The sequence below is a fragment of the Halochromatium sp. genome (assembly GCF_054919635.1).
Genome location: NZ_JBUDPI010000030.1, coordinates 1 through 19696 on the forward strand (window position 1 = coordinate 1; position 19696 = coordinate 19696).

Consider the following 19696-nt stretch of genomic DNA (forward strand, 5'->3'; position numbering starts at 1 on the left):
AGGTTGCAGTGGAAAGCCAAACCGAGGCGCTATGTTGATCCGCATCCTGGTGGACAGAGGCAAGCAGCTGGCGCGCGGCCGGTTGTTTGCGCTCGCCTGCTTCTTCGCCCTGCTCCCAAGCATCGGACCCGCCGACCCCTTCGCACTACCAGATTTTGGCAGCTCGGCCGACACCCTGATGTCCCGCGCCGAAGAGCGTGATCTTGGCCAAGAATTCATGAAATGGGTGCGCAAAGCGCTCCCGATCTCGACCGACCCGGTCCTCACCGATTACATCCAGACACTGGGTCAGCAGCTAGCGGCCTCGAGCAAGAGCCCCGGCCATTACGAGTTCTTTCTGATCGACGAACCCACGGTCAATGCCTTTGCCGGTCCCGACGGGCATATTGGCGTCTTCGCCGGGCTGGTCTTGGCCTCACAAACCGAGGGCGAGCTCGCGGCCGTGCTCGCGCATGAGCTCGCACACGTTAGCCAAGACCACCTGATGCGCAGCTTCGAGGCACAACGGCAGATGGCCCTGCCCGCTACCGCCCTCCTCCTAGCTGCTGCCGTGCTCGGCGCCACCGTCGATGCCAATCTCGGCGCCGCCGGCCTCATGGGCGTCCAGGGCGCCGCGGCTCAGCGACAGATCAACTTCACCCGGGCTAACGAGGAAGAGGCCGATCGCATCGGTATCGATACCCTTGCCCGTGCGGGCCACAATCCGTACGCCATGCCGGGCTTCTTCCAGCGCCTCGCCAAGACCACCAGGGTCTCTGACAGCGAAGCGCCCGAGTTCTTGCGCACCCATCCGGTTACCACCAGCCGCATCGCCGATGCGCTCAATCGGGCACGCCAATACGGCGTCCGTCAGCGACCGGATAGCCTCCGTTTCCATCTCGCGCGCGCCAACCTGCGCCAGCGCAGCGAGAGCAATCCAGCACGCGCTGTCGAGCACTTCGCCAAGACGCTTGAGCAAGGCCGGTATCGCGATGAAACCGCAGAGCGCTACGGCTATGCGCTCGCCCTGACCCGAGCCGGCCGTCTCGAGGCCGCCCGCGCGCAGCTCGAGCCTCTGCTCGAGCAGCATCCCTCGCAGACCGAATTCCTCGTGCTAAGCGCCGACATCGACCGCCGCGCGGGCAAGCCACAGCAGGCGGTACGGGACTTGAAAGGGCCAGTCGGCCTCTCGCCTGGCAATTGGCCGCTGAATCAAGCCTATGCCGAGGCCTTGATGGCTGCCTCAAAGCCGCGTGAGGCGCTGGCAGCGCTGCAACGCTTCGTCGCACTGCGCCCCAACATCGCGCCGATCTACGAGCTGATGGCCGACGCGGCTGGACAATCAGGTCAGCGCGCCCTGAACTACCGCTACCGGGCCGAATACTTCTACCATAGTGACGAGCTCGAGCCCGCGATTCGCCAGCTCGAGCTGGCGCTGCGTCTGAAGGACCTCGACTTCCATCTCGCCTCGAGACTCCAGGTCCGGCTCGACGAGCTGCAGACGTTGGAGCAGGCGCGTAAGGCCCGAGAATGATGAGCTCGCGAATGACGCAGGGGCGCGCCGCTCAGCGCCGCAGAAACCTCGGGTTTTCCACAGTCAGCCAGAGCATAAACGCGGTTTTCAGTGCCTGACGGATACGCTAAGCTAAATGGATCGGCGATACGGAAGACCTGAGCTCGTGTTTTTTGCAGAGCCCAGCCGCCCTCGTCAAAGTGCCCTCGTCGAGCTGCCCTCGTCAGGTTGTCCCGGTCTCAGCTCGGGACAGGACGCTCAGGCCAAGACCGATGGGCAACGCCCGACTCGGGCACCAAGATAGTCAAGACCCCAACCGAAGGGGCGCGCCCAGCGGCGCGGAAAAATGATCGACCTCCAGCCCCAAAGGCTCCAACCCGTGTTCGATAGAGGAGATGTTCCATGATCGACGCAAAACGTAGAACCCTGCTCAAGGGCTCCCTGGGTGTCAGTGCGATTGGCGTTGCCGTCAGCGCTGGCCTACTCACCCCCGGTACCGTACTCGCGAACTGGCCCAAAGAGGCCTTCTCCGCCACCGAGACCGATGCCGCGCTGAAAGACCTGCTCGGTAGCGCCTCCACCGAGACCAGCGACCAGGTCAAGATCAAGGCTCCCGACATCGCCGAGAATGGCGCCGTGGTCCCAGTGACGGTCGAGAGCGATGTTGAAGGTGCCAAGTCGATCTCGATCATCGCCTCCGGCAACGGAACCCCGCTGATTGCCTCGTTCGACCTGGGCGCCGATGCCGTCCCGTTCGTGTCCACCCGCATCAAGATGGCCAAGACCGCCGATGTCGTCGCTGTTGTGAAGACCGACGGCGGCCTGCTCAGCGCCGCCAAGCCTGTCAAGGTCACCATCGGTGGCTGTGGCGGCTGACGCCAAGACACCCTGGCTTCAACCACCGGATAACGAACTGAGGTAAGACAATGGCAGGCAACATCAAGATCCGCGCCAAGACCAGCAACGGTGTCACCACCGTCAAATCCCTGATGAGCCATGAGATGGAAACCGGGCTGCGCAAGGACAAGAAGACCGGCGAGCCGATCCCTGCTCACTTCATCCAGGAGGTCACCGCCAAGTGGAAGGACCAGGTCGTGATGACCGCCTTCTGGAGCGGCGGCGTCTCGAAGAACCCCTATCTGTCGTTCAAGTTCAATGGCGGCGAGAAGGGCGACACGGTCGAGATCAGCTGGGTCGACAATCAAGGCCAGAGCGAGAGCGGCACCGCCGAGATCAGCTAGCCGTCGCAGGATTCGACGCCCAAACGGGGGCGCCGAGCCAGCGAGAACAAAGCCCCGCTATGAGCGGGGCTTTTTTGGTGGATCACAGCGGCCTCGCGCTTATACTGCTGATACCTTCTTACGTCGGCGGCGCGCGATCTCGATGGCGGATGCATCCCGCAACGAGCCCGTGTAGATCTTGCGCTCGCCGCTCGGGCGCCGACGGAAGCGCCGATAGCTCCACAGGTATTGGTCTGGACAGATAGCGATGCACTGTTCGATGCCGCGATTCAAGGCTACCGCCGCGGTCATATCGTCATCGCTGTCGATACCCTCCGGCGCCCTCAGGCAATGGATACGAAAACCGGCTGAGCGCGGAAGTCGCTCGGCAATCATGAAGATCACCGGTGCACCACTGCGGCGGGCAAGCCGGCTCACCAGCAGCATCGTATAGGCGGGCACGCCGAACAGCGGCGCGAACACCGCCCCCTTCTCCTCCCGAGGCTCCTGATCCGGCAAGATACCGACGTTATCACCGCGCTCGAGCGCTCCGAGCAAGAGCTTGATACCGCGTGCTGTAATGGGAGCCAGGGTCGCACCAGCACGTCGTCTGGCCTCGACGATCAGCTCATCGAGTAGGCGCTGAGGCTTATAGAAGATCGCCGTTGGACCGCGCGTCGAGAGATACAGACCCGCAAGCTCCCAAGCGCCAAGATGCGGTGACAGCACGATCAGTCCCTGTCCTGGCTCACGCTCGAGCAGTTCGATGCCACGGACCTCGCGGATCAGCGACAGCGCCTCGGCGGGGGGTCGCAGCCAGAGCGGGGCGGTCTCGAACAGGGTCTTACCCAGCTCGCGCAGACTACGATTGCGCATCCGAGTCAGCTCCGCAGCGGGACGCTCCGGCGCATAGAGACTGATATTGATCAGCGCATTGCGTCGCTGGCGGTTCGGGATCAACGCCATCCCCCAGCCAACCAGGGCCCCGAGCCGATGCAGCACCGGCAATGGCACCCCAGCTAGGGTGCGGACCAAGGCACGCGCAGCGCGCTCGCGCCAGCTCAGAGCCGGTGCAGCCGTATCGGTCGTGGTCGCCGGAATCCTGGGTGGAATCGGCGCGGTTAGGCGCGACGCAGGTTCCGCTTGCCGTCGGGATTTCACAGGGGTTTCCAATAGCAGGTCGGGCACAGCTCGTTTATCGTAATCTGCCCCGGAGCAGGGCAGAGCACATCAAGATCAACAACCACCGATCGAAGGAGCCACATCATGGGCGAGCACTTACCTACCTCGCTGTCTCCTGAGCAGGCCCACCGACTGCTCCAGGATGATCCGCAAGCCTTGCTGGTCGATATCCGCTCGACCATGGAGTTCCTGTTCGTCGGCCATCCGACCGGCGCCGTGCATGTACCCTGGATCGATGAGCCCGACTGGACCGTCAACCCACAGTTCCTGACCGAGATCCGCAAGCGTCTGCTCGGTGGCGCCGTCTGCACGCCGGACAATACCTGTGCCCCGGTGGTGCTGATCTGCCGAAGCGGCAAGCGCTCGCTCGAGGCCGGCAAGGCCTTGCTCGAGTCCGGGCTTATCAACGTCTTCCATGTTGATGAAGGCTTTGAGGGCGAGCTCGACGAGCATCATCACCGATCCAGTAGCGGCGGCTGGCGGTTCCGTGGCCTGCCTTGGGAGCAGTGTTGAGCGAGCGCAGCATCGAATCAGCGTCAGCCAAGGCGCGTGATTCCCGCGCTGGCCTGATCAGTCGACTGCACCGGCTCGAGCTGGACCTGGGTCCCGGTTGGGGCGCTTTTTGGGCTAGCCTTGGGGCTGGCCTTGGGTCTTGAGGCGCCTAGCGAGCGTTTTGCGCGGCGTTCGGCTTCCGCCTCAGTGCCTCGCTCAACCAGGTCGTGCAAGCTGATGTTATTGAGGTAACCATAGATCCGATCGCTGAGATCCATCCACAGATCGTGGGTCAGACAAGGGCCGTCGCCCTTGCAATTGTGCGCACCACCGCAGCGTGTGGTGTCAACATTCTCATCAACGGCCGTGATCACCTCGGCGATGTAGATCGCCTCTGCTTCGCGTGCCAGATTATAGCCGCCGCCCGGGCCACGGACACTGAGCACGAGCCCGCGCTTGCGCAGCTTCGCAAACAACTGCTCTAGATAGGACAGGGAGATACCCTGCCGCTGAGCAATATCGGCAAGCGCAATCGGTCCGTTGCCCTGATGGATGGCCAAGTCTAGAACGGCGGTCACCGCATAACGCCCTTTTGTTGTCAGTCTCACCTCAACTCCCCCCGGCTGATAGCTTGATCAAGCGACATCCTATGATAGCCGACGAATACCATCAATTTTTCTCCGGCTCTGAGCTGAGCTCGGCCGGATCGAGCACACAGCCATCGAGATCATTGAGATGCTCGAAGTGCCGGGTAATCCCCTGCTCCTCAAGCGCCCGCGACATGGCCTCCATGCGCCGGTCCATGATGTGGATATGATCGAGCATCCGATTGACCGCGTTAGCAACCGGGTCTGGCGCATCGCGGGTGGCGCCATAGGCATCGAACCCCATGCGCTTGGCTGTGTCTGCACGTCGGCGCGTCTCCGCGTCGGCCGCATGCTCGATCACGCGCCCTGGCACACCCACCACCGTGCCACCGGCCGGCACCGGCTTCACCACCACGGCGTTAGAGCCGATACGCGCACCGTCGCCGATCACGATCGGCCCCAGCACCTTGGCACCGGCTCCGACCACCACATCGCAGCCGAGCGTCGGATGGCGTTTTCCCTTCTGCCAGCTGGTGCCGCCTAGGGTGACCCCGTGATAGAGCGTGCAGTCGTCACCAACCACGGCGGTCTCACCGATCACGACCCCCATGCCGTGATCGATGAAGAAGCGCCGGCCGAGCTGAGCACCGGGGTGGATCTCGATGCCGGTCAGTAGTCGCGCGAGATTCGACAGCATCCGCGCCAGCCATTTGAAGCCGCGCTGCCAGAGCGCATGCGAGAGCCGATGCATCATCACCGCATGCAGACCCGGATAGGTGGTCAGCACCTCGAACGCATTGCGCGCGGCTGGGTCGCGCTCGAACACACAGTCGATGTCTTCTCGCAACCGCTTGAACATTAGGTCATCTCCTCGGACTTCAGTCATCGCGTTCCTGCTCAGCGCTGAAACCGCTCCGGACGTTTTCGCCCTGCTGCTGCAGAGAGGATGCCGCGCAGGATATTCAGCTCGGTGCGGTCTGGACGGGCGCGATTGAACAGCCGCCGCAAGCGCCGGCGCAGGGTGCTGGACTGGGCTGGATCGGCGAATCCGATCTGGCCCAGCGTCCGCTCGAGATGGCCATAGAAGCTCATCATCTCGTCAGCAGTCGCGAGGTCGCTTCGCTCGACCTGAGCATCCCCCTCCGGCTCTCCTGCGAGCGAGCCATCACCCTGCCATTGCAGTGCCGTGCGCCGAAGCTCGTAGGCAAAGACCTGGGCCGCGGCGGCGATATTGAGTGAACTGTAATCCGGATTGGTCGCGATCCGCGTTAGGAAATGACAATACGAGAGCTCATCGTTGGTGAGACCAGACCGCTCTCGACCCAGCAACAGCGCGACATCCCCCTCCTCGGCGTCGCGTAAGAGCTGTTCTGCGCATCCAGCTGGGTCGACCTCGGGCCAGGACAAGGCGCGTGCGCGCGCGCTCGAGCCAATCACAAGGCGACAGCCGGCGAGCGCCTCGGCCAGCGAGTCGCAGATCCTTGCACGCGCCAGCAGGTCATCTGCTCCGGCCGCGCGGGCCATCGCCTCGGCATCCAGCCGCTGCTGTGGCCGAACCAAGACCAGCTGCGTCAGCCCCATGGTCTTCAGCGCGCGGGCGACCGCACCCACATTCGCGCTCAGGCTGGTCTCGATCAGCACGAAACGAACCCGGCTCAGCCGCATCGGGGTCGATACAGCGGCAGATTCGGCGCTTGACCCGCCAAGACCCTGACTAGGACCTTGATTGGGAGCCTGACGAGAGGCCTGACTGGGAGTCTGGCTAACCCCCTGATTGGCGACTGGGCTAAGGCCGCGGCCGGGCGCCGACGGTTCCGCTGCGCGACTTGGCATCGGCGGCTCAAAGGGATCTTTCTGGTCGGTTGCATCCATCACATCAGTTCTTCAGACTTTTCTTACCTTGTCAATCTACTATCCCTGACGCAGATGCATTATCGTAGGCGCCATGGATGCCATGTTGAACATTGCCATACGCGCCGCACGCAAGGCCGGGCGCATCGCCGTTCGATCTTACGAGCGGGGCGTCGACCTTCGCGTCAACGAGAAGGGCCGCAACGACTTCGTCAGCGAGGTCGATCGCGCCTGCGAGGCCGCCATCATTGAGGAGCTGCGGGGCAAGTTCCCAAACCACGCCATCCTCGCGGAGGAGAGCGGCAGCAGCAAGGGCCGTGATGGCAGCGATGAGGTCCAGTGGATCATCGACCCGCTCGACGGTACCACCAATTACCTGCACGGCTTCCCGCAATGGTCCATCTCGATCGGCATGCGCTATCGCGGGCTGATGGAACAGGCTGTGGTCTATGACCCGCTGCGCGAAGAGCTCTTCACCGCCAGTCGCGGCAGCGGCGCCATGCTCAACGACCGGCGCATCCGAGTCAGCGATCGGCGCGGACTGACCGGCGCCTTGATCGGCACCGGCATCCCGTTTCGGGATCAGTCTCAGCTCGCCACCTATCTCAGCATGATGGCAGCAATGATCCGCGATACCGCCGGCATCCGGCGGCCGGGATCGGCAGCGCTCGACTTTGCCTATGTTGCAGCCGGTCGGCTCGACGGCTTCTGGGAGCTTGGTCTCTCGCCTTGGGATTTTGCGGCAGGAGCGCTGTTGGTGGCTGAGGCGGGTGGCACCGTGACCGACCTGGCAGGTGGTGACCGCTTCTTTGAGACCTGCAACCTGGTCGCCGGCGGGCTCAAGGTCCACCAGTCCATGATCGAGCGCCTGAAGCCCTTCCGCAGCGCCGACCTGCCAGCTTGAGCCGCCGGGGCTTGAGCGTCCCGCCAGAACCTCCCGCTGCAACCTGCCCCTGAAGCGTTCTCACTGCAACATCCCCGCTGGAGCGTCACCCTTGGGGCGTCTCTCCTGAAGCAGGCGCCAAGAGGTGCCCAGGGCACCAAGAGGGCACCAAGACCGCGCATACCGCACCCGTTTACAGCTCAAGCATCGCCGACTGCGATCGCCACTGCCGACGCGGTCTCTGGCCCGATGTCCAAGACGTGACCCAGTGCCGGCGCCCGCCACTGTATCCGCTATCCTTGAGCTAAGGGTCGACTAACCAGACCCTGTCCGGCCGGTTGTTGGGCTGGTCGGGCTAGTGTCTTGGTGGAGACTCGAATGGCTTGGCTTGGCGATCATCAACAGTCCATCACCGTCGCGATCAGCGGCTCCGGGGGCAGCGGCGCACTGACAGCTGGCTTTATCCTCCTCGCGGCAGCCCAACGCTGCGACCGTTATGGGCTGATGATGCGCTCGGCCGGCCCCCAGGTGCGCGGCGGCGAGTCGATCGCCATCCTGCGCCTGGGTCCAAGCCCGGTGACCAATATCGGTGACCGGCTCGACATGCTCGCCGCACTGGATTGGCAGAATATCGAGCGCTTTCAAGATGAGCTTGCGCTCGATGCCAATAGTCTGATCTTGCACGATAGCGCCGCTGGGATGGTCCCCGAGCCGATTGCAGCAAGCGGCGCCGAGCAACAGCCGATCGATTTCAACCGCCATGCCGCTGAACATCGCGGTGGGCGCGCGAATATGATTGCCGTTGGCGTTCTGGGCGCCAAGATGGGCCTGCCGCTGCAGGTCTTGTCCACAGCAATCGAGGCCGTGATTGGCGATAAGGCGCCGACCGCCGTCGAGGCTGCGAAGGCCTGCGTCGCAACCGGCTATCGAGGCACGACGGCCCTGGCGGAGACGACACGCAGTTCAGAACCCGCTGCCGCCCAGGCTCCTGCCCAGTCTTTCACACCGATTCCCACCCCGCCTCCCGCAACGGTCCCGGACTCCACTCGACGCTGGCGGCTCAGCGGTAACGCCGCGGCAGGCCTAGGCGCGCTTCGGGCCGAAGTCGGCTTTGTCGCTGCCTATCCGATCACCCCAGCGAGCGAGATCCTGGAATGGCTAGCGCCGCGACTCGAGCGTGCCGGTGGCAGGCTCCTGCAGGCCGAAGACGAGCTGGCGGCCGTGAACATGCTCGTCGGTGCGAGCTTTGGCGGCACCCCCGCGCTCACCGCCACCTCCGGTCCCGGCCTGAGTCTGATGACCGAAGGCATCGGCCTAGCAGTCGCCAGCGAGACACCCATCCTAGTCGTCGATGTCGCCCGCGGCGGACCAAGCACCGGATTGCCGACCAAGTCGGAGCAAGCAGACCTCAACCAGGCCCTTTACGGACTGCACGGCGATGCGCCGCATCTGGTACTAGCGCCGCTTGATGTCGGCGATTGTGCGTACAGCGTCGAATGGGGCAGCCGGCTCGCGGAGAGCCTGCAGACCGCCGCGATTCTACTGTCCGATCAGGCCCTAGGTCAGACCCACGCCGTCATCGACCCACCACCGCGCTGTCCTCCGGTTCCCGGCCGCAAACGCGCGCGCCGAGCGTCTGCACCCCAGCCCGAGGATCGGGCAGCGACCAGCGACTTCGCACGTTACACGGCCAGCGCCGATGGTATCTCGCCGATGCCAACGCCAGGCGAGCCCGGACACGAGTACACCGCAGACGGACTCGCCCACGACGCGCGGGGCACCCCCTCGAGCAACGCGTCCGACCACCGCGAGCAGCTCAATAAGCTCAGCCGCAAACTGACGGCCCATGACTATGGCGATGGCTGGGCGCGGATCGATGGCGATCAGATCCCGGACGCGCGCGCTGAGCTGATCAGTCTCGTGACATGGGGATCGAGCTGGGGCGCGGTGCAGGAAGCGGCGATCCGGTTGCGCGCGCAGGGCCTGCGGGTGCAGACCATCGGGCTGCGCTTGCTCGCCCCGCTCCAGCACGCGCAGCTGAGCGCCGCGATTCAAGGCAGCCGGGTCCTGGTCGTCGAGGTCAATGCAACGGCTCAGCTCTTCCGTTATCTCAACGCCGAGCGCGCACTCCCGAGCTCGGCCCGTTCGTTCGCGCGCCCAGGCCCACTGCCGCTGCGCCCGTCCGAGATCATCGCGCAGCTGCAAGCGCTGCTCGGCGCGGCGCCAAGACCACAAGACAGCGGCCTTGAGAACGCTGAGCAGCCGGCCGAAGCCGCTGGCCCCAGAGGAGGTTTCTGATGCCCCGGGCGATGATCCCCAGTCTGCGAGCACGCGACTATCTCTCTGACATCAAGCCGATCTGGTGCCCGGGATGTGGCCATTTCGGCGTGCTCTCGGCGCTGACCAAGGCATTGGCTTATCTCGAGCGTCCGAAGCATGAGATCGCCATTATCTCAGGCATCGGCTGCTCGTCACGCCTGCCCGCGTATCTCGACTGCTACGGTTTCCACGGACTACACGGTCGTGCATTGCCGTTGGCCACCGGACTCAAGGCAGCCCGTCCCGACCTCACAGTGATCGCTGCGAGTGGCGATGGCGATGGATTCTCGATCGGTGGCAATCACTTCCTCCACGCCTGCCGCCGCGACATCGATCTTTGCTACATCGTGATGGACAACGCTGTTTATGGCATGACCAAAGGGCAGGCCTCGCCAACCACGCCTCCGGACTGGACCCAGAGCGCGCTGACGCCGCGCGGCACCGGAATACCCGCCTTTCGACCCGCCGCAATCGCACTCGCATCCGGCGCGAGCTTCATTGCCCGCGGCTTCAGCGGCGACCCCCATGGTCTCAGCGAGCTCATCGCGCATGCAATCCTGCATCCTGGCTTCGCCTTCGTTCATGTGCTCAGCCCTTGCCGCACCTACCGACCGGACGACCAGTCGAGCTGGAAGCAAGCGGTGCATCCATTCGGCGAGGCGCTGCTCTCCGAGACCGGGACCGGAACTGTAGGCGACCCCGACCGGCAGTGCGCACCTGCGCTGCAGGTCCAGGATGATGGGCTCGGACTGGGCATTCTTCACCAGGCCGCGCGTGAGCCAACGTCGACGAGCACAGCGATCGACGCTGGCAGAGACTCTAGCGGAGACCGGGGCCGAGACTGGGGCCCCGACCGTGACCCAGACCGGCAGGCTGCCTTGAACGCGATCGAAGCAGAGCTGGAGGCTTAGGCCCATGAATGACCCCACGACCTCCCCGCTAGACATCAGCAGTATCAGCGCCGGCGAAGCGCTGGCGCATGCTCTGGAATTCACTCACGATTCGGCGTCCCGCTACGCGCAGCTTCAGGCCTGTCTCGAGGCTCACCATAACCAGAAGGCGGCGGAGCTGTTGAGTCGGGTCGTCGAGCTCACCTTGGCCACAGCCAGCTCGATGCCAGGTCTGCAACCCCCTGAGCAGCTACCCCGAATCGCACCCTGGGAGCTGCTCTGGCGCTGCCCTGACCTGCTTGCGATCCGCGTTGCCGACAACAACCCCACCGCATGCAGCCATCAGATCAGCCCGACCGATCTGCTCCGTCTGGTGTTAAGACGTGAGCGTTGCGCCCAGGACCGCTATGAACATGCCTGCGAACAGGTCGTATCGGCAGCGTCGCGCCAGATGCTGACCAAGATCCTGATGCGACAGCAGGAGCAGATTGATCGTCTCGAGGCCCTGCTCAGCAGCACCAATGCGATCGAGGACGAGCTGCCGCCGACGCCCAGCGACCTTGATCCACCCAACCGGCCTGACTAGCGCGCTTCGCCCCACTCAGGACGCGATTCCCCGGTCCCGACCACTCCCCATTTTTCAAAACGCCAGCCCCGTGCTTGACGCCGCTATCGCGCTGCGTCTAGCCTTCTAACCGACCTTCCACTGGCCGTCGGGCAGGTCTTTGCTAGCAAGCGGTCCGCAGCAAGCTCCATACCGAGCTTGATAGCCGCGGCAGCCTTACTCTTCGATCGACTGAGCGTCAAGCACCCGATGAGCATCATTGTCGTCGTCGGCAACAAGGGCGGTACCGGAAAGACAACGCTCGCGCTGAACCTGGCCGCCGGTCTGTTGCGTGGTGACAGCGTCGTGATCATCGACGCCGACCCACAGCAGTCGGCCTATCAATGGCGTCTCATCGGCGGCGACCGGCCTGGTCTGCCAGCGGTTGTCGCCGCTGCGCATGGACTCGAGCAAACCATTGGCGCGCTGCGCGAGACCCATCGCCATGTCGTTGTCGATTGCCCACCCTCGATCAAGGCATCACAAACGGAGACCGCGCTCCGACTCGCCGACCACGCACTGATCCCGGTGCAGCCATCGCCAATGGACCTCTGGGCGACCACCCATATCGCTCGGACGATTGAGCGTGTGCGTGCCGACAACCCTCAGCTCAGGGCGCTGATCGTCATGAGCCAGATCGAGCCACGCACCACGCTCTCGAAGCTGATGCCCGAGGCCGTTGCCGAGCTGGATCTGCCGGTCGCGAGCACGGCCCTGCGCCGCCGCTCCATCCATCGCCACACGGTACTTGAAGGCCGAAGCCTCTTCCAAGCTGGCCGGCGCGGGGCCGAGGCCGCCTCCGAAATCGAATCCTTGATTAGCGAGATCTTCAGCTCATGACTGATAAGAGCCGCCTCGAGCGTCACCTCCTGACATCAATCCGCCAGGTCAAGGCCGATGACCCGTCGCTACCTGGTCTTGACAGCATCACCGAAGGGCCCCGCCAGGCGGTAGCCGCTGCTGAAGCGGAACCCAGCAGCGCTGAAGCCGATCCTCGAGCCGCTGCAGCGAAGGTCACGACCACAGCGGCTTCAGCGATTGCAAAGCCCGCGGCTTCCAAGCCGCAGCAGTCGCCCCCGCGATCAAGACCCAAGCCGAAGGTGGTGAGCGACCAGCTGAAGGCGGGGGTGAAGGCGGGGCCGAAGACAAGGACCATGACAGGAGTCAAGACGCGGGTCGAGCCCAACAGGGAAGCAAATCTCCGGAATGCGAGCTATCAGAGTCCAGGCCGGGTTTGGCCGGACTGATCTCGAGCTAGGAATTCACCTAACTAGGGACTTCCCTTATTCGGGATTTCCCGTATACTAACGTCATCGACCAGTACCAAGCGCGCCTGTGCTCGTGCATTTTCACCTCGAGCCTCCGCGTCTGACACCTAGGATTCATCGATGACAACCAAGCTCAGCCTCATTCTCGCCGGTCTTCTGCTGCTAATCGGTAGCAGTGCATCGCTAATGGCCGCACAGCCCGGCCAGGTCCTCACCGGCATCGCCTCCTACTACCACGACAGCCTGCATGGCAATAAGACTGCCAGCGGCAAGATCTACAACAAACATAAGCTCAGCGCGGCCCATAAGACGCTGCCTCTGGGTACGCGTGTGCGTGTGACCGATCCAAGCTCGGGACGCAGCGTCGTCCTCGAAGTCAATGATCGGGGCCCGTTTGTGAAGGGGCGCATCATCGACCTCTCACGCCGGGCTGCGACCGAGCTCGGTATGCTCAAGAAGGGGCTCGCCAAGGTGAAGGTCGAAATCCTGAGTGTTCCGGGCCGAAGCGGCGCATAAACAGGCTCATCCCTGCGGGGGCTAACTGCCCCCTCCCGCCAAAGCCATAGGCGAGTTGCGCATTCCCATCGCATCACCCATCGCACATCGGTCATCGTTCCCTGTTCCAGACGGTTGGATCTCGGCTAACGTCCAGGGCGCATCGCCAGCCCGGACGACGAAGTGCTTGTTTCACGGCAAGCCGACCAAACATTACCGCCGTCTTCCTCTTGGATCATCTTCGGAGACCCTCTCGATGCGTAAGCTCACACTGATTTCAGTCGCAACCCTCATCAGTACCATCCCGACCCTCTCGGCCGCGGAGACCACGGCGGGCGCCAACGATGAGGCCCGAGCCCTCATCCAACAATATGCCTCTAGCCTCAAGGGCGAGCTGGTCAGTGCCATCAACGCCGGCGGGCCGACCAACGCTGTCGCTGTCTGCAAAGAGAAGGTGCCGGCGATCGACAACAGTCTCTCTGAATCCTCAGAGTGGGAGATCAGCCGCACCAGCCTGAAGACCCGTAACCCCGACAATGCCCCGGATGACTGGGAGAAGCAGGTTCTTGAGGACTTCGAGGCACGCAAGGCCGCAGGCAACCCTGTGTCTGGGATGAGTTATGCCGAGGTCGTCGAAACCGACGGCAAGGAGACCTATCGCTATATGATGGCGATCCCAACCGAACCGGTTTGCCTGACCTGTCATGGTAGCGACCTCGATCCTGAGCTCGTCGAAGTCATCGATGCCGAGTATCCTGAGGATCAGGCCCGCGGTTATTCGGCCGGCGACATCCGCGGCGCCTTCACCCTAAGCAAACCGCTCTAGGGGCCAAACCGGTCTAAGCACCAAACCGCTCTGGGTACCAACCCGCTCTAGGCTCCAAAAAGGACTAGGCGCTAAGCCGGGCTCAAGGCCCGGTATGTCCTAGCCGAAAGCAGCCAAATCCAGAGCGGCCAAATCCAGCGCGGCCGAGCCCATCGCGGCCCAGCAGATAGACCGCGAGGGCAGCCAGACAGGAAGCAGCTGCCCTCACCCCTAGGCCCCGGCTTTACCAGCCGATTACGTCCAGCGCCACTTCGTCCAGCCGATGACCGAGACGCGTTACCAGCTGATCTTTTCTGGCTGTCTGCAGTCCGGTGTCCAGCTTGAGCAGGGCCGTCAGGCGGTCAAGGAGCGGTTCAAGCTCAGCAATGCGCAGCTCGACCGGCTGTTTAGCGGCAGGCCGGTCACCGTCAAGCGCAGCCTTGATCGAGCCAACGCTGAGCGCTACCAACGCGCGTTCGTCGCTGCGGGCGCACTCGTGGAGGTCGCACCAGCAGCGCCGCCCGAGGCGGACAGCCTAAAGCTGGATGACACGGCCAGTATCGAGTCGGCGCCAGCCTCCCAGACCCCTGCGCCGAGGGCTAACGACGCCATCAATGCGAGCACTCTGGCCGATCCATCGGATCAGGAGACAAGAACCGACGCGACGTCGAAGCGCGAAGACGCCAATGCAACGCAGCTGCTCCCTCCCGGAAGCCCAATAGGTGAACAGCCGACAACGCCTGATGCACCGCCTCCGGATATCAGTCACCTGCAGCTTGCCCCGAGCGAGACCACCAGTCTGGAGGATTGCGCGCCCTCACCGGAGACGCCTCCGCCGCTCGACCTCAGCACCTTGGAGCTGTTGTCCCTCGACCCATCCCAACAGCAGGAGTGACTCGCGTAAGATAGTCGGCTGACTCGCACCGCTTCTAGAGAGAGCCCTTATTCATGGCCGACCACGCTCATATCGTCATCGGCGGCGGCATCAGCGGACTCACCGCTGCGCATTATTCATTGCACGCCGGCGTCGACTGCCTGCTACTCGAGGCCAGCGACCGCCCTGGTGGCTGCATCCACAGCAGCAGCTTCGATGCCCTCAATGATTTTTGGGTCGAGGCCGGCGGGCATACCTGCTTCAACAGCTACGGTAACCTGCTTGCGATCATGGAGCAGCTCGACCTACTCGAGCTCACCACTGCAAAGGCGAAGAAGAGCTACAAGCTCTGGTCCAAGGGCCAACGTCGCGGCATCGTTTCCGCGCTCCATCCACTCGAGCTTGTCAGGGCACTACCTGGCCTCTTTCGGGTGGAAAAGGCCGGCAAGACCGTCGCCGAGTATTACGGTCAGGTCTTGGGCCGCAAGAATTACCAGGACCTATTTGGACCGGCGTTCCGCTCTGTGGTCTGTCAGGATGCCGACGAATTCCCTGCTGAAGCCCTGTTCCGAAAGAAGCCCCGCCGCAAGGACGTCCTGAAGGCCTTCACGATGCCCAGCGGTCTCGCCGATATCCCGCGCGCCATCGCCGCACAGCCAGGCTTCAAGGCCCGTTTCGGCGCGCAAGCTCAACAGATCACCAGCACCAACCAGGGCTTTCGCATCGGCTTGGAGGATGGCTCGAGCCTCGACTGCGAGCAGCTCACGCTGGCCGTGCCACCCGATATCACAGGACGGCTCCTCAGCGAGATTGCACCAGCGGCGGCGGCCGCCATCGAGGACGTTGGCGTCGCGGAGATCGATACCCTCGTGCTGGTCTTTGAGCGCACAGATCTCGACGTTGATGAGATCGCCGGGCTGATTAGCGTCGATGGTGCCTTCCTGTCTGCGGTCTCTCGAGACTTCCTGCCAGATGATCGCTACCGCGGCTTCGCCTTCCATTTCCCCGGCGGCCAGCTCAATGCGGCAGAGCGCGAGCAAGCCGCCTGCCAAGCGATTGATGCACAGGTCGACCAGATCGTCGCCAAGGCCCATGTCGATAATCGCCTGCCAGCGCTGCGTCGTAGCCACATGGACCGGGTTCAGGCCCTCGATTCAGCACTCGCCAGCAGACCCATCGCCGTCACTGGCAACTGGTTCCTCGGGGTCTCGATCGAGGACTGCGTCACCCGCTCTCGCAGCGAGCACGAACGGCTATTTGGACCCGTAGCTCCAATGTCATCGGCTCGATGAGCGCGCATGAGGCGCCGATATGCAAGCAAGCAGTCTCATTGTCGCCTGCGAGCATCCGCTGGCTCATACCATCAAAGGCCCGCTCGAGCGCGTCTTCTCCGACCTCGGCGACGACGATTTCGAGCGTCGCTCGCACTTCATCGGCGGACGTTTCGAAAACCTCTATCTGCAGGCCGAGCGGCTCCCGGGGGTGGCAGAGGTCCTGTCCTTCGGACTCCAGCAGGCGCGGACACTGCTTAGCAATGCCAACGGCAGCTGGCTCAATGAGCCAATCGCAGCAGACCAACCTCTGCGCGCCGGCTTCTGGATCAATGCCATGGAGCCAGGTCAGAGCACGAGCCGCCACTGTCACGAGGAGCATGATGAGCTGCTGTCGGGGGTCTACTACGTCAGCGCGCCGGCGATGTCTGGGGACATCCTGTTCCATGAGCCACCGTTCGAAACCCGAGTACAGCCGCGACCCGGCCTGCTGCTGTTGTTCGCCCCAGGCCTCGAGCACTCGGTCGAGGTCAACCGCAGCCAAAAACGGCGACTCTCGATCGCGTTCAACATCGGCCCTGCCCCGGTCTAGCCCTCCCGACCACTGCTCAAGGCACTCACACCAGCCACCAGCAGCCCATCTGCTCAGGCCGCCTGATTCCCTAGGCGCGTCAGTCTTTGCGCGCCGATGCGCCAGATGTCGTACTCCAGTTCCCATGCCCCAGACCCCAGGGCCCGGCTCTCATGGCCCGGGTCTGATGCCGCGGGTCTCATGGATTAGGGGCGCTCGAGCTGGATCAGCCGCTCCATCTCGGCGATCTGTATCCGGCGTCCATCAAGGGTGACAAAACTCCGCCGGCTGATCTCGCTGCGCCTTGCCTCATAGTGCTCAACCGCACCTGAATAGACATTCACCACCTGCAGCTGAACGATCTCGCGCGCATGCTGCCAATCCTGTAAGAGATAGAGCGCTGTCCCAACCAGCATCAGGATCACGAGCCCATAGGCCGCGAGCTTCACTGCGCCCCTGGGCATCAGCGGCATCGTGCCCTCTGTGCCTTGACCGGACTCGCGCGCCTGCTGCGTACGCTCATCAGGGCCGTCGCGCCACCGGTTGCGAACAGCCAGCCAGGCCACCAGGATGACGCTAGCCGTTAACAGAAGTTTCATGATCATGATTCAGATACGCTATCACGCGCGCCGGCAGCGAGCCACGGCCTCACCTCAATGGCGCAGACTCGGCCCTACCCAACCCCAACACCAGACCCAACCCCGACCGAGAGGTAGGTCGTCTTGTCCAATCTCAGGGTCGCGGCTTAACATCCGCCGCTGCCTGCTTCTTGCGCAGTCTGCTGATGATCTTGCTATGTCCTCACTCCGCGCCATTGCCATGATGCTCATCTTGGTGGGTCTCCTGAGCGGTTGCGATGAGCCCCCGGAGCCAACGGTCAATCTATATCGCGCCGTGCATTCCGGGGATCTGGACCAGATCAAGCGGCACCTGTTTTGGAGAACGGATATCAATCAGCCTGGCCCTGACGGCAGCTACCCTCTGCACGTCGCAGTGAGTCAAGGCCGGGTGGTGATCGCGCGTGAGCTGCTCAGCCATGGCGCGCGCCTCGATGCACGCGATGCGCTCGGTCGCACCCCCCTGCATGTTGCCCTCGCCAATGGCAAGATACAGTCAGCTGAGCTGTTCTTGCAGCAAGGCCCGGAGGATGACCTTCAGGCGCTCCTGTTTCAGCTCGCCGAAGCGCAAGCACTCGATCGCGACACGATCGACTTCCTGACCGCCCATGGCGCAGATCTGAACAGCATGGGTCCTGAGGGCCGGGCGCCGCTGCATCTGGCCGTTGCAGCTGGTAACCTGAAGCTCGCCAAGCAGCTGATCAGCGCCGGAGCCAAGGTTAACCTGGAGGACAGCAGCGGCCAGACGCCGCTCGACATCGCTACCGGCAAAGACGAGCCAACCCTTATCAGGCTCTTGGAGCAGTACGGAGCCGAGCGCTGATTCGATAACAACCAACAACCGATGTTCGACAATCGACAACAAGGAGCCCGGCATGACCGACAAGGTCGAAGACCTGACCGTGACCTATACCGAAGGCGATCTGGAAACGACGAAAGAGCTCGGCAAGGTCATCCTCTCCAAGGGCAGCTGGGCCACCGTACTCTATCGTTACCAAGATTGGGATCGGGCCAAGGAGACCTACGGACCGGAGCGCTACACCATCCGTCGCTATCAGAAGCGAGGAGGCGAGTATCGCCAGCAGTCGAAATTCAATATCTCCAGCCGAGCCCAAGCGCAGGCACTCGTTGATGCACTGCAAGGCTGGCTCGCCGACGAGCCCCCCTGATGGGTCCCCCGTGATGGATCCCACCGCTGGCCCCCACCGCTGGGCCCCACCCGATTAGGTCCCACTATGATCGATCTCACCAATAAGGTCGCCCTGATCACAGGCGCTAGCCGCGGCCTCGGGGCTGGTCTCGCCAAGCGTTTCCTCCAGCGCGGCTTGCGGGTCGCAGCCTGCGCGCGCAGCCAGCCGGAGCTTGCGGGAGACGCCTCTAAGGCCCTCGCCGTCGCCGCCGATGTGACCGACGCCGAGGCCATGCAGCGGCTTTGCGACACGACGACTGAGCGCTTTGGCCGCATCGATCTTTGGATCAACAATGCCGGGCTGCTCGCACCGATCGGTCCATTGCACGACAATGATGCGGCTGCATTCGCCCGCCATATCGAGGTCAACGTCGTCGGCGTCTTCAACGGCAGCCGCACCTTTATCCGTCATCTGCATGCACGCGGTGGCGAGGGCGTCCTCTTGAATATCAGCTCGGGGGCCGCCCGCAATGCCTACGCCGGCTGGTCTGCCTACTGCGCCGGTAAGGCTGCAGTAGACCGCATGAGCGAGTCGATCGCGCTCGAAGAGGCCAATCGTGGACTGCGCGTGCATGCTGTTGCACCCGGCATCATCGACACCGACATGCAGGCGATGATCCGCGACTGCTCGCCGGAACAGTTTCCGCGCGTGCAAAAATTCCTCGACCTCAAGGCCAATGATGGCTTTAGCTCGACCACATTCGTCGCCGATCGCCTGCTCGATCTGGCGTTCGATCCCAACCAGTCTCAACAAGCTGTCGCGCTCAGCTTGCCGCTTGAAGAGGCCCGAAGTGCGCTCGCTTGAAGGTCATTCACTGAATCTTGGGGTTAGCGTGAATCCAGAGACGGCAACGACGGAATCTGCCCCAGTGCTGAAGGTATTGGTGGTCGATGATGCGCTCGATATGCGCGTCTATCTCCGTGCACTCTTGAAGAAATGGGGCTACGAGCCGGTCTTGGCCTCGAACGGCGCGGACGGCCTCAGGCTCATCGCCGAGGAGGACATCCGCTTGGTCCTTCTTGACTGGATGATGGATGGGATGTCCGGCCCGGAGGTCTGCGGCCAATTACGGACAACGGATCTCG

At 63.3% G+C, this 19696-nt stretch carries 23 protein-coding genes; 18 read left to right on the forward strand and 5 right to left on the reverse strand.

Features of this window, described 5'->3' with window-relative positions; all coding sequences use genetic code 11:
- The 3 genes from ACY693_RS03540 to soxZ all read left to right on the forward strand — a co-directional run.
- The coding region (locus ACY693_RS03540) for a M48 family metalloprotease (RefSeq protein WP_462320453.1) at window positions 1-1513 on the forward strand (1513 nt) is incomplete at its 5' end.
- Window positions 1514-1894: 381 nt separating this feature from the next.
- The gene (gene soxY, locus ACY693_RS03545; protein ID WP_462320454.1) at window positions 1895-2368 is read left to right on the forward strand and encodes a thiosulfate oxidation carrier protein SoxY; all 474 of its coding nucleotides are present in this window, start codon (window positions 1895-1897) and stop codon (window positions 2366-2368) included.
- Between the two features lie 50 nt (window positions 2369-2418).
- Entirely contained in the window at window positions 2419-2733 is a 315-nt protein-coding gene (soxZ, locus tag ACY693_RS03550; protein ID WP_462320455.1) for a thiosulfate oxidation carrier complex protein SoxZ, read from the forward strand.
- A 99-nt stretch (window positions 2734-2832) separates the two neighbouring features.
- Here soxZ and ACY693_RS03555 read toward each other — a convergent pair whose 3' ends face one another.
- Window positions 2833-3900 (reverse strand): lysophospholipid acyltransferase family protein, encoded by a 1068-nt coding sequence (locus ACY693_RS03555; protein WP_462320456.1) that lies wholly within the window; start codon window positions 3898-3900, stop codon window positions 2833-2835.
- A 78-nt stretch (window positions 3901-3978) separates the two neighbouring features.
- Between ACY693_RS03555 and ACY693_RS03560 the strand changes: the two genes are divergently transcribed.
- Entirely contained in the window at window positions 3979-4407 is a 429-nt protein-coding gene (locus ACY693_RS03560) for a rhodanese-like domain-containing protein (RefSeq protein ID WP_462320457.1), read from the forward strand.
- Between the two features lie 23 nt (window positions 4408-4430).
- Here the strand turns inward: ACY693_RS03560 and iscR are convergent, their stop codons facing one another.
- The 3 genes from iscR to ACY693_RS03575 form a co-directional block, all read right to left on the reverse strand.
- Window positions 4431-4994, reverse strand: coding sequence for a Fe-S cluster assembly transcriptional regulator IscR (gene iscR / locus ACY693_RS03565; protein WP_462320458.1), 564 nt, complete (start codon window positions 4992-4994; stop codon window positions 4431-4433).
- A 61-nt stretch (window positions 4995-5055) separates the two neighbouring features.
- On the reverse strand, window positions 5056-5859 hold the full coding sequence (cysE, locus tag ACY693_RS03570; RefSeq protein WP_462320459.1) for a serine O-acetyltransferase: 804 nt from the start codon (window positions 5857-5859) through the stop codon (window positions 5056-5058).
- A gap of 11 nt (window positions 5860-5870) precedes the next feature.
- Window positions 5871-6638, reverse strand: a complete 768-nt coding sequence (locus ACY693_RS03575) for an RNA methyltransferase (protein WP_462320460.1) — start codon at window positions 6636-6638, stop codon at window positions 5871-5873.
- A 280-nt stretch (window positions 6639-6918) separates the two neighbouring features.
- Here ACY693_RS03575 and ACY693_RS03580 point away from each other — a divergent pair, with 280 nt between their 5' ends.
- The 10 genes from ACY693_RS03580 to ACY693_RS03625 all read left to right on the forward strand — a co-directional run bounded on the left by ACY693_RS03580 (window position 6919) and on the right by ACY693_RS03625 (window position 16825).
- Window positions 6919-7728 (forward strand): inositol monophosphatase family protein, encoded by an 810-nt coding sequence (locus ACY693_RS03580; RefSeq protein ID WP_462320461.1) that lies wholly within the window; start codon window positions 6919-6921, stop codon window positions 7726-7728.
- Between the two features lie 357 nt (window positions 7729-8085).
- Window positions 8086-10005, forward strand: a complete 1920-nt coding sequence (locus ACY693_RS03585; RefSeq protein WP_462320462.1) for a 2-oxoacid:acceptor oxidoreductase family protein — start codon at window positions 8086-8088, stop codon at window positions 10003-10005.
- Complete coding sequence (locus tag ACY693_RS03590; RefSeq protein ID WP_462320463.1) at window positions 10005-10937, forward strand: 2-oxoacid:ferredoxin oxidoreductase subunit beta; 933 nt, start codon at window positions 10005-10007, stop codon at window positions 10935-10937. Before ACY693_RS03585 ends, ACY693_RS03590 begins: the two co-directional genes overlap by 1 nt.
- Window positions 10938-10941: 4 nt before the next feature.
- On the forward strand, window positions 10942-11502 hold the full coding sequence (locus ACY693_RS03595) for a hypothetical protein (protein ID WP_462320464.1): 561 nt from the start codon (window positions 10942-10944) through the stop codon (window positions 11500-11502).
- A gap of 228 nt (window positions 11503-11730) precedes the next feature.
- Window positions 11731-12360, forward strand: coding sequence for a ParA family partition ATPase (parA, locus tag ACY693_RS03600; RefSeq protein WP_462320465.1), 630 nt, complete (start codon window positions 11731-11733; stop codon window positions 12358-12360).
- A gap of 548 nt (window positions 12361-12908) precedes the next feature.
- Window positions 12909-13304: a septal ring lytic transglycosylase RlpA family protein gene (locus ACY693_RS03605; protein ID WP_462320466.1), complete on the forward strand. Its 396-nt coding sequence runs from the start codon at window positions 12909-12911 to the stop codon at window positions 13302-13304.
- Between the two features lie 235 nt (window positions 13305-13539).
- Window positions 13540-14109 carry a Tll0287-like domain-containing protein gene (locus ACY693_RS03610; protein WP_462320467.1) on the forward strand — a complete coding sequence of 190 codons (570 nt, stop codon included), beginning with the start codon at window positions 13540-13542 and terminating at the stop codon, window positions 14107-14109.
- Window positions 14110-14371: 262 nt separating this feature from the next.
- A complete protein-coding gene (locus ACY693_RS03615; RefSeq protein WP_462320468.1) occupies window positions 14372-14983 on the forward strand; it encodes a hypothetical protein in 612 nt (203 codons plus the stop codon).
- 53 nt (window positions 14984-15036) lie between these two features.
- Complete coding sequence (locus tag ACY693_RS03620) at window positions 15037-16254, forward strand: protoporphyrinogen/coproporphyrinogen oxidase (RefSeq protein WP_462320469.1); 1218 nt, start codon at window positions 15037-15039, stop codon at window positions 16252-16254.
- Window positions 16255-16273: 19 nt separating this feature from the next.
- A complete protein-coding gene (locus tag ACY693_RS03625; protein ID WP_462320470.1) occupies window positions 16274-16825 on the forward strand; it encodes a putative 2OG-Fe(II) oxygenase in 552 nt (183 codons plus the stop codon).
- A 185-nt stretch (window positions 16826-17010) separates the two neighbouring features.
- Here the strand turns inward: ACY693_RS03625 and ACY693_RS03630 are convergent, their stop codons facing one another.
- The gene (locus tag ACY693_RS03630; RefSeq protein WP_462320471.1) at window positions 17011-17403 is read right to left on the reverse strand and encodes a hypothetical protein; all 393 of its coding nucleotides are present in this window, start codon (window positions 17401-17403) and stop codon (window positions 17011-17013) included.
- Between the two features lie 196 nt (window positions 17404-17599).
- On the opposite strand from ACY693_RS03630, the gene ACY693_RS03635 reads away from it, so the two are divergent.
- From ACY693_RS03635 to ACY693_RS03650, 4 genes are all read left to right on the forward strand, one after another.
- Entirely contained in the window at window positions 17600-18244 is a 645-nt protein-coding gene (locus tag ACY693_RS03635) for an ankyrin repeat domain-containing protein (RefSeq protein ID WP_462320472.1), read from the forward strand.
- A 52-nt stretch (window positions 18245-18296) separates the two neighbouring features.
- Complete coding sequence (locus ACY693_RS03640) at window positions 18297-18590, forward strand: hypothetical protein (protein WP_462320473.1); 294 nt, start codon at window positions 18297-18299, stop codon at window positions 18588-18590.
- Between the two features lie 66 nt (window positions 18591-18656).
- Window positions 18657-19415, forward strand: a complete 759-nt coding sequence (locus tag ACY693_RS03645) for an SDR family oxidoreductase (protein WP_462320474.1) — start codon at window positions 18657-18659, stop codon at window positions 19413-19415.
- The coding region (locus ACY693_RS03650; RefSeq protein ID WP_462320475.1) for a response regulator at window positions 19402-19696 on the forward strand (295 nt) is incomplete at its 3' end. The genes ACY693_RS03645 and ACY693_RS03650, both read left to right, overlap by 14 nt.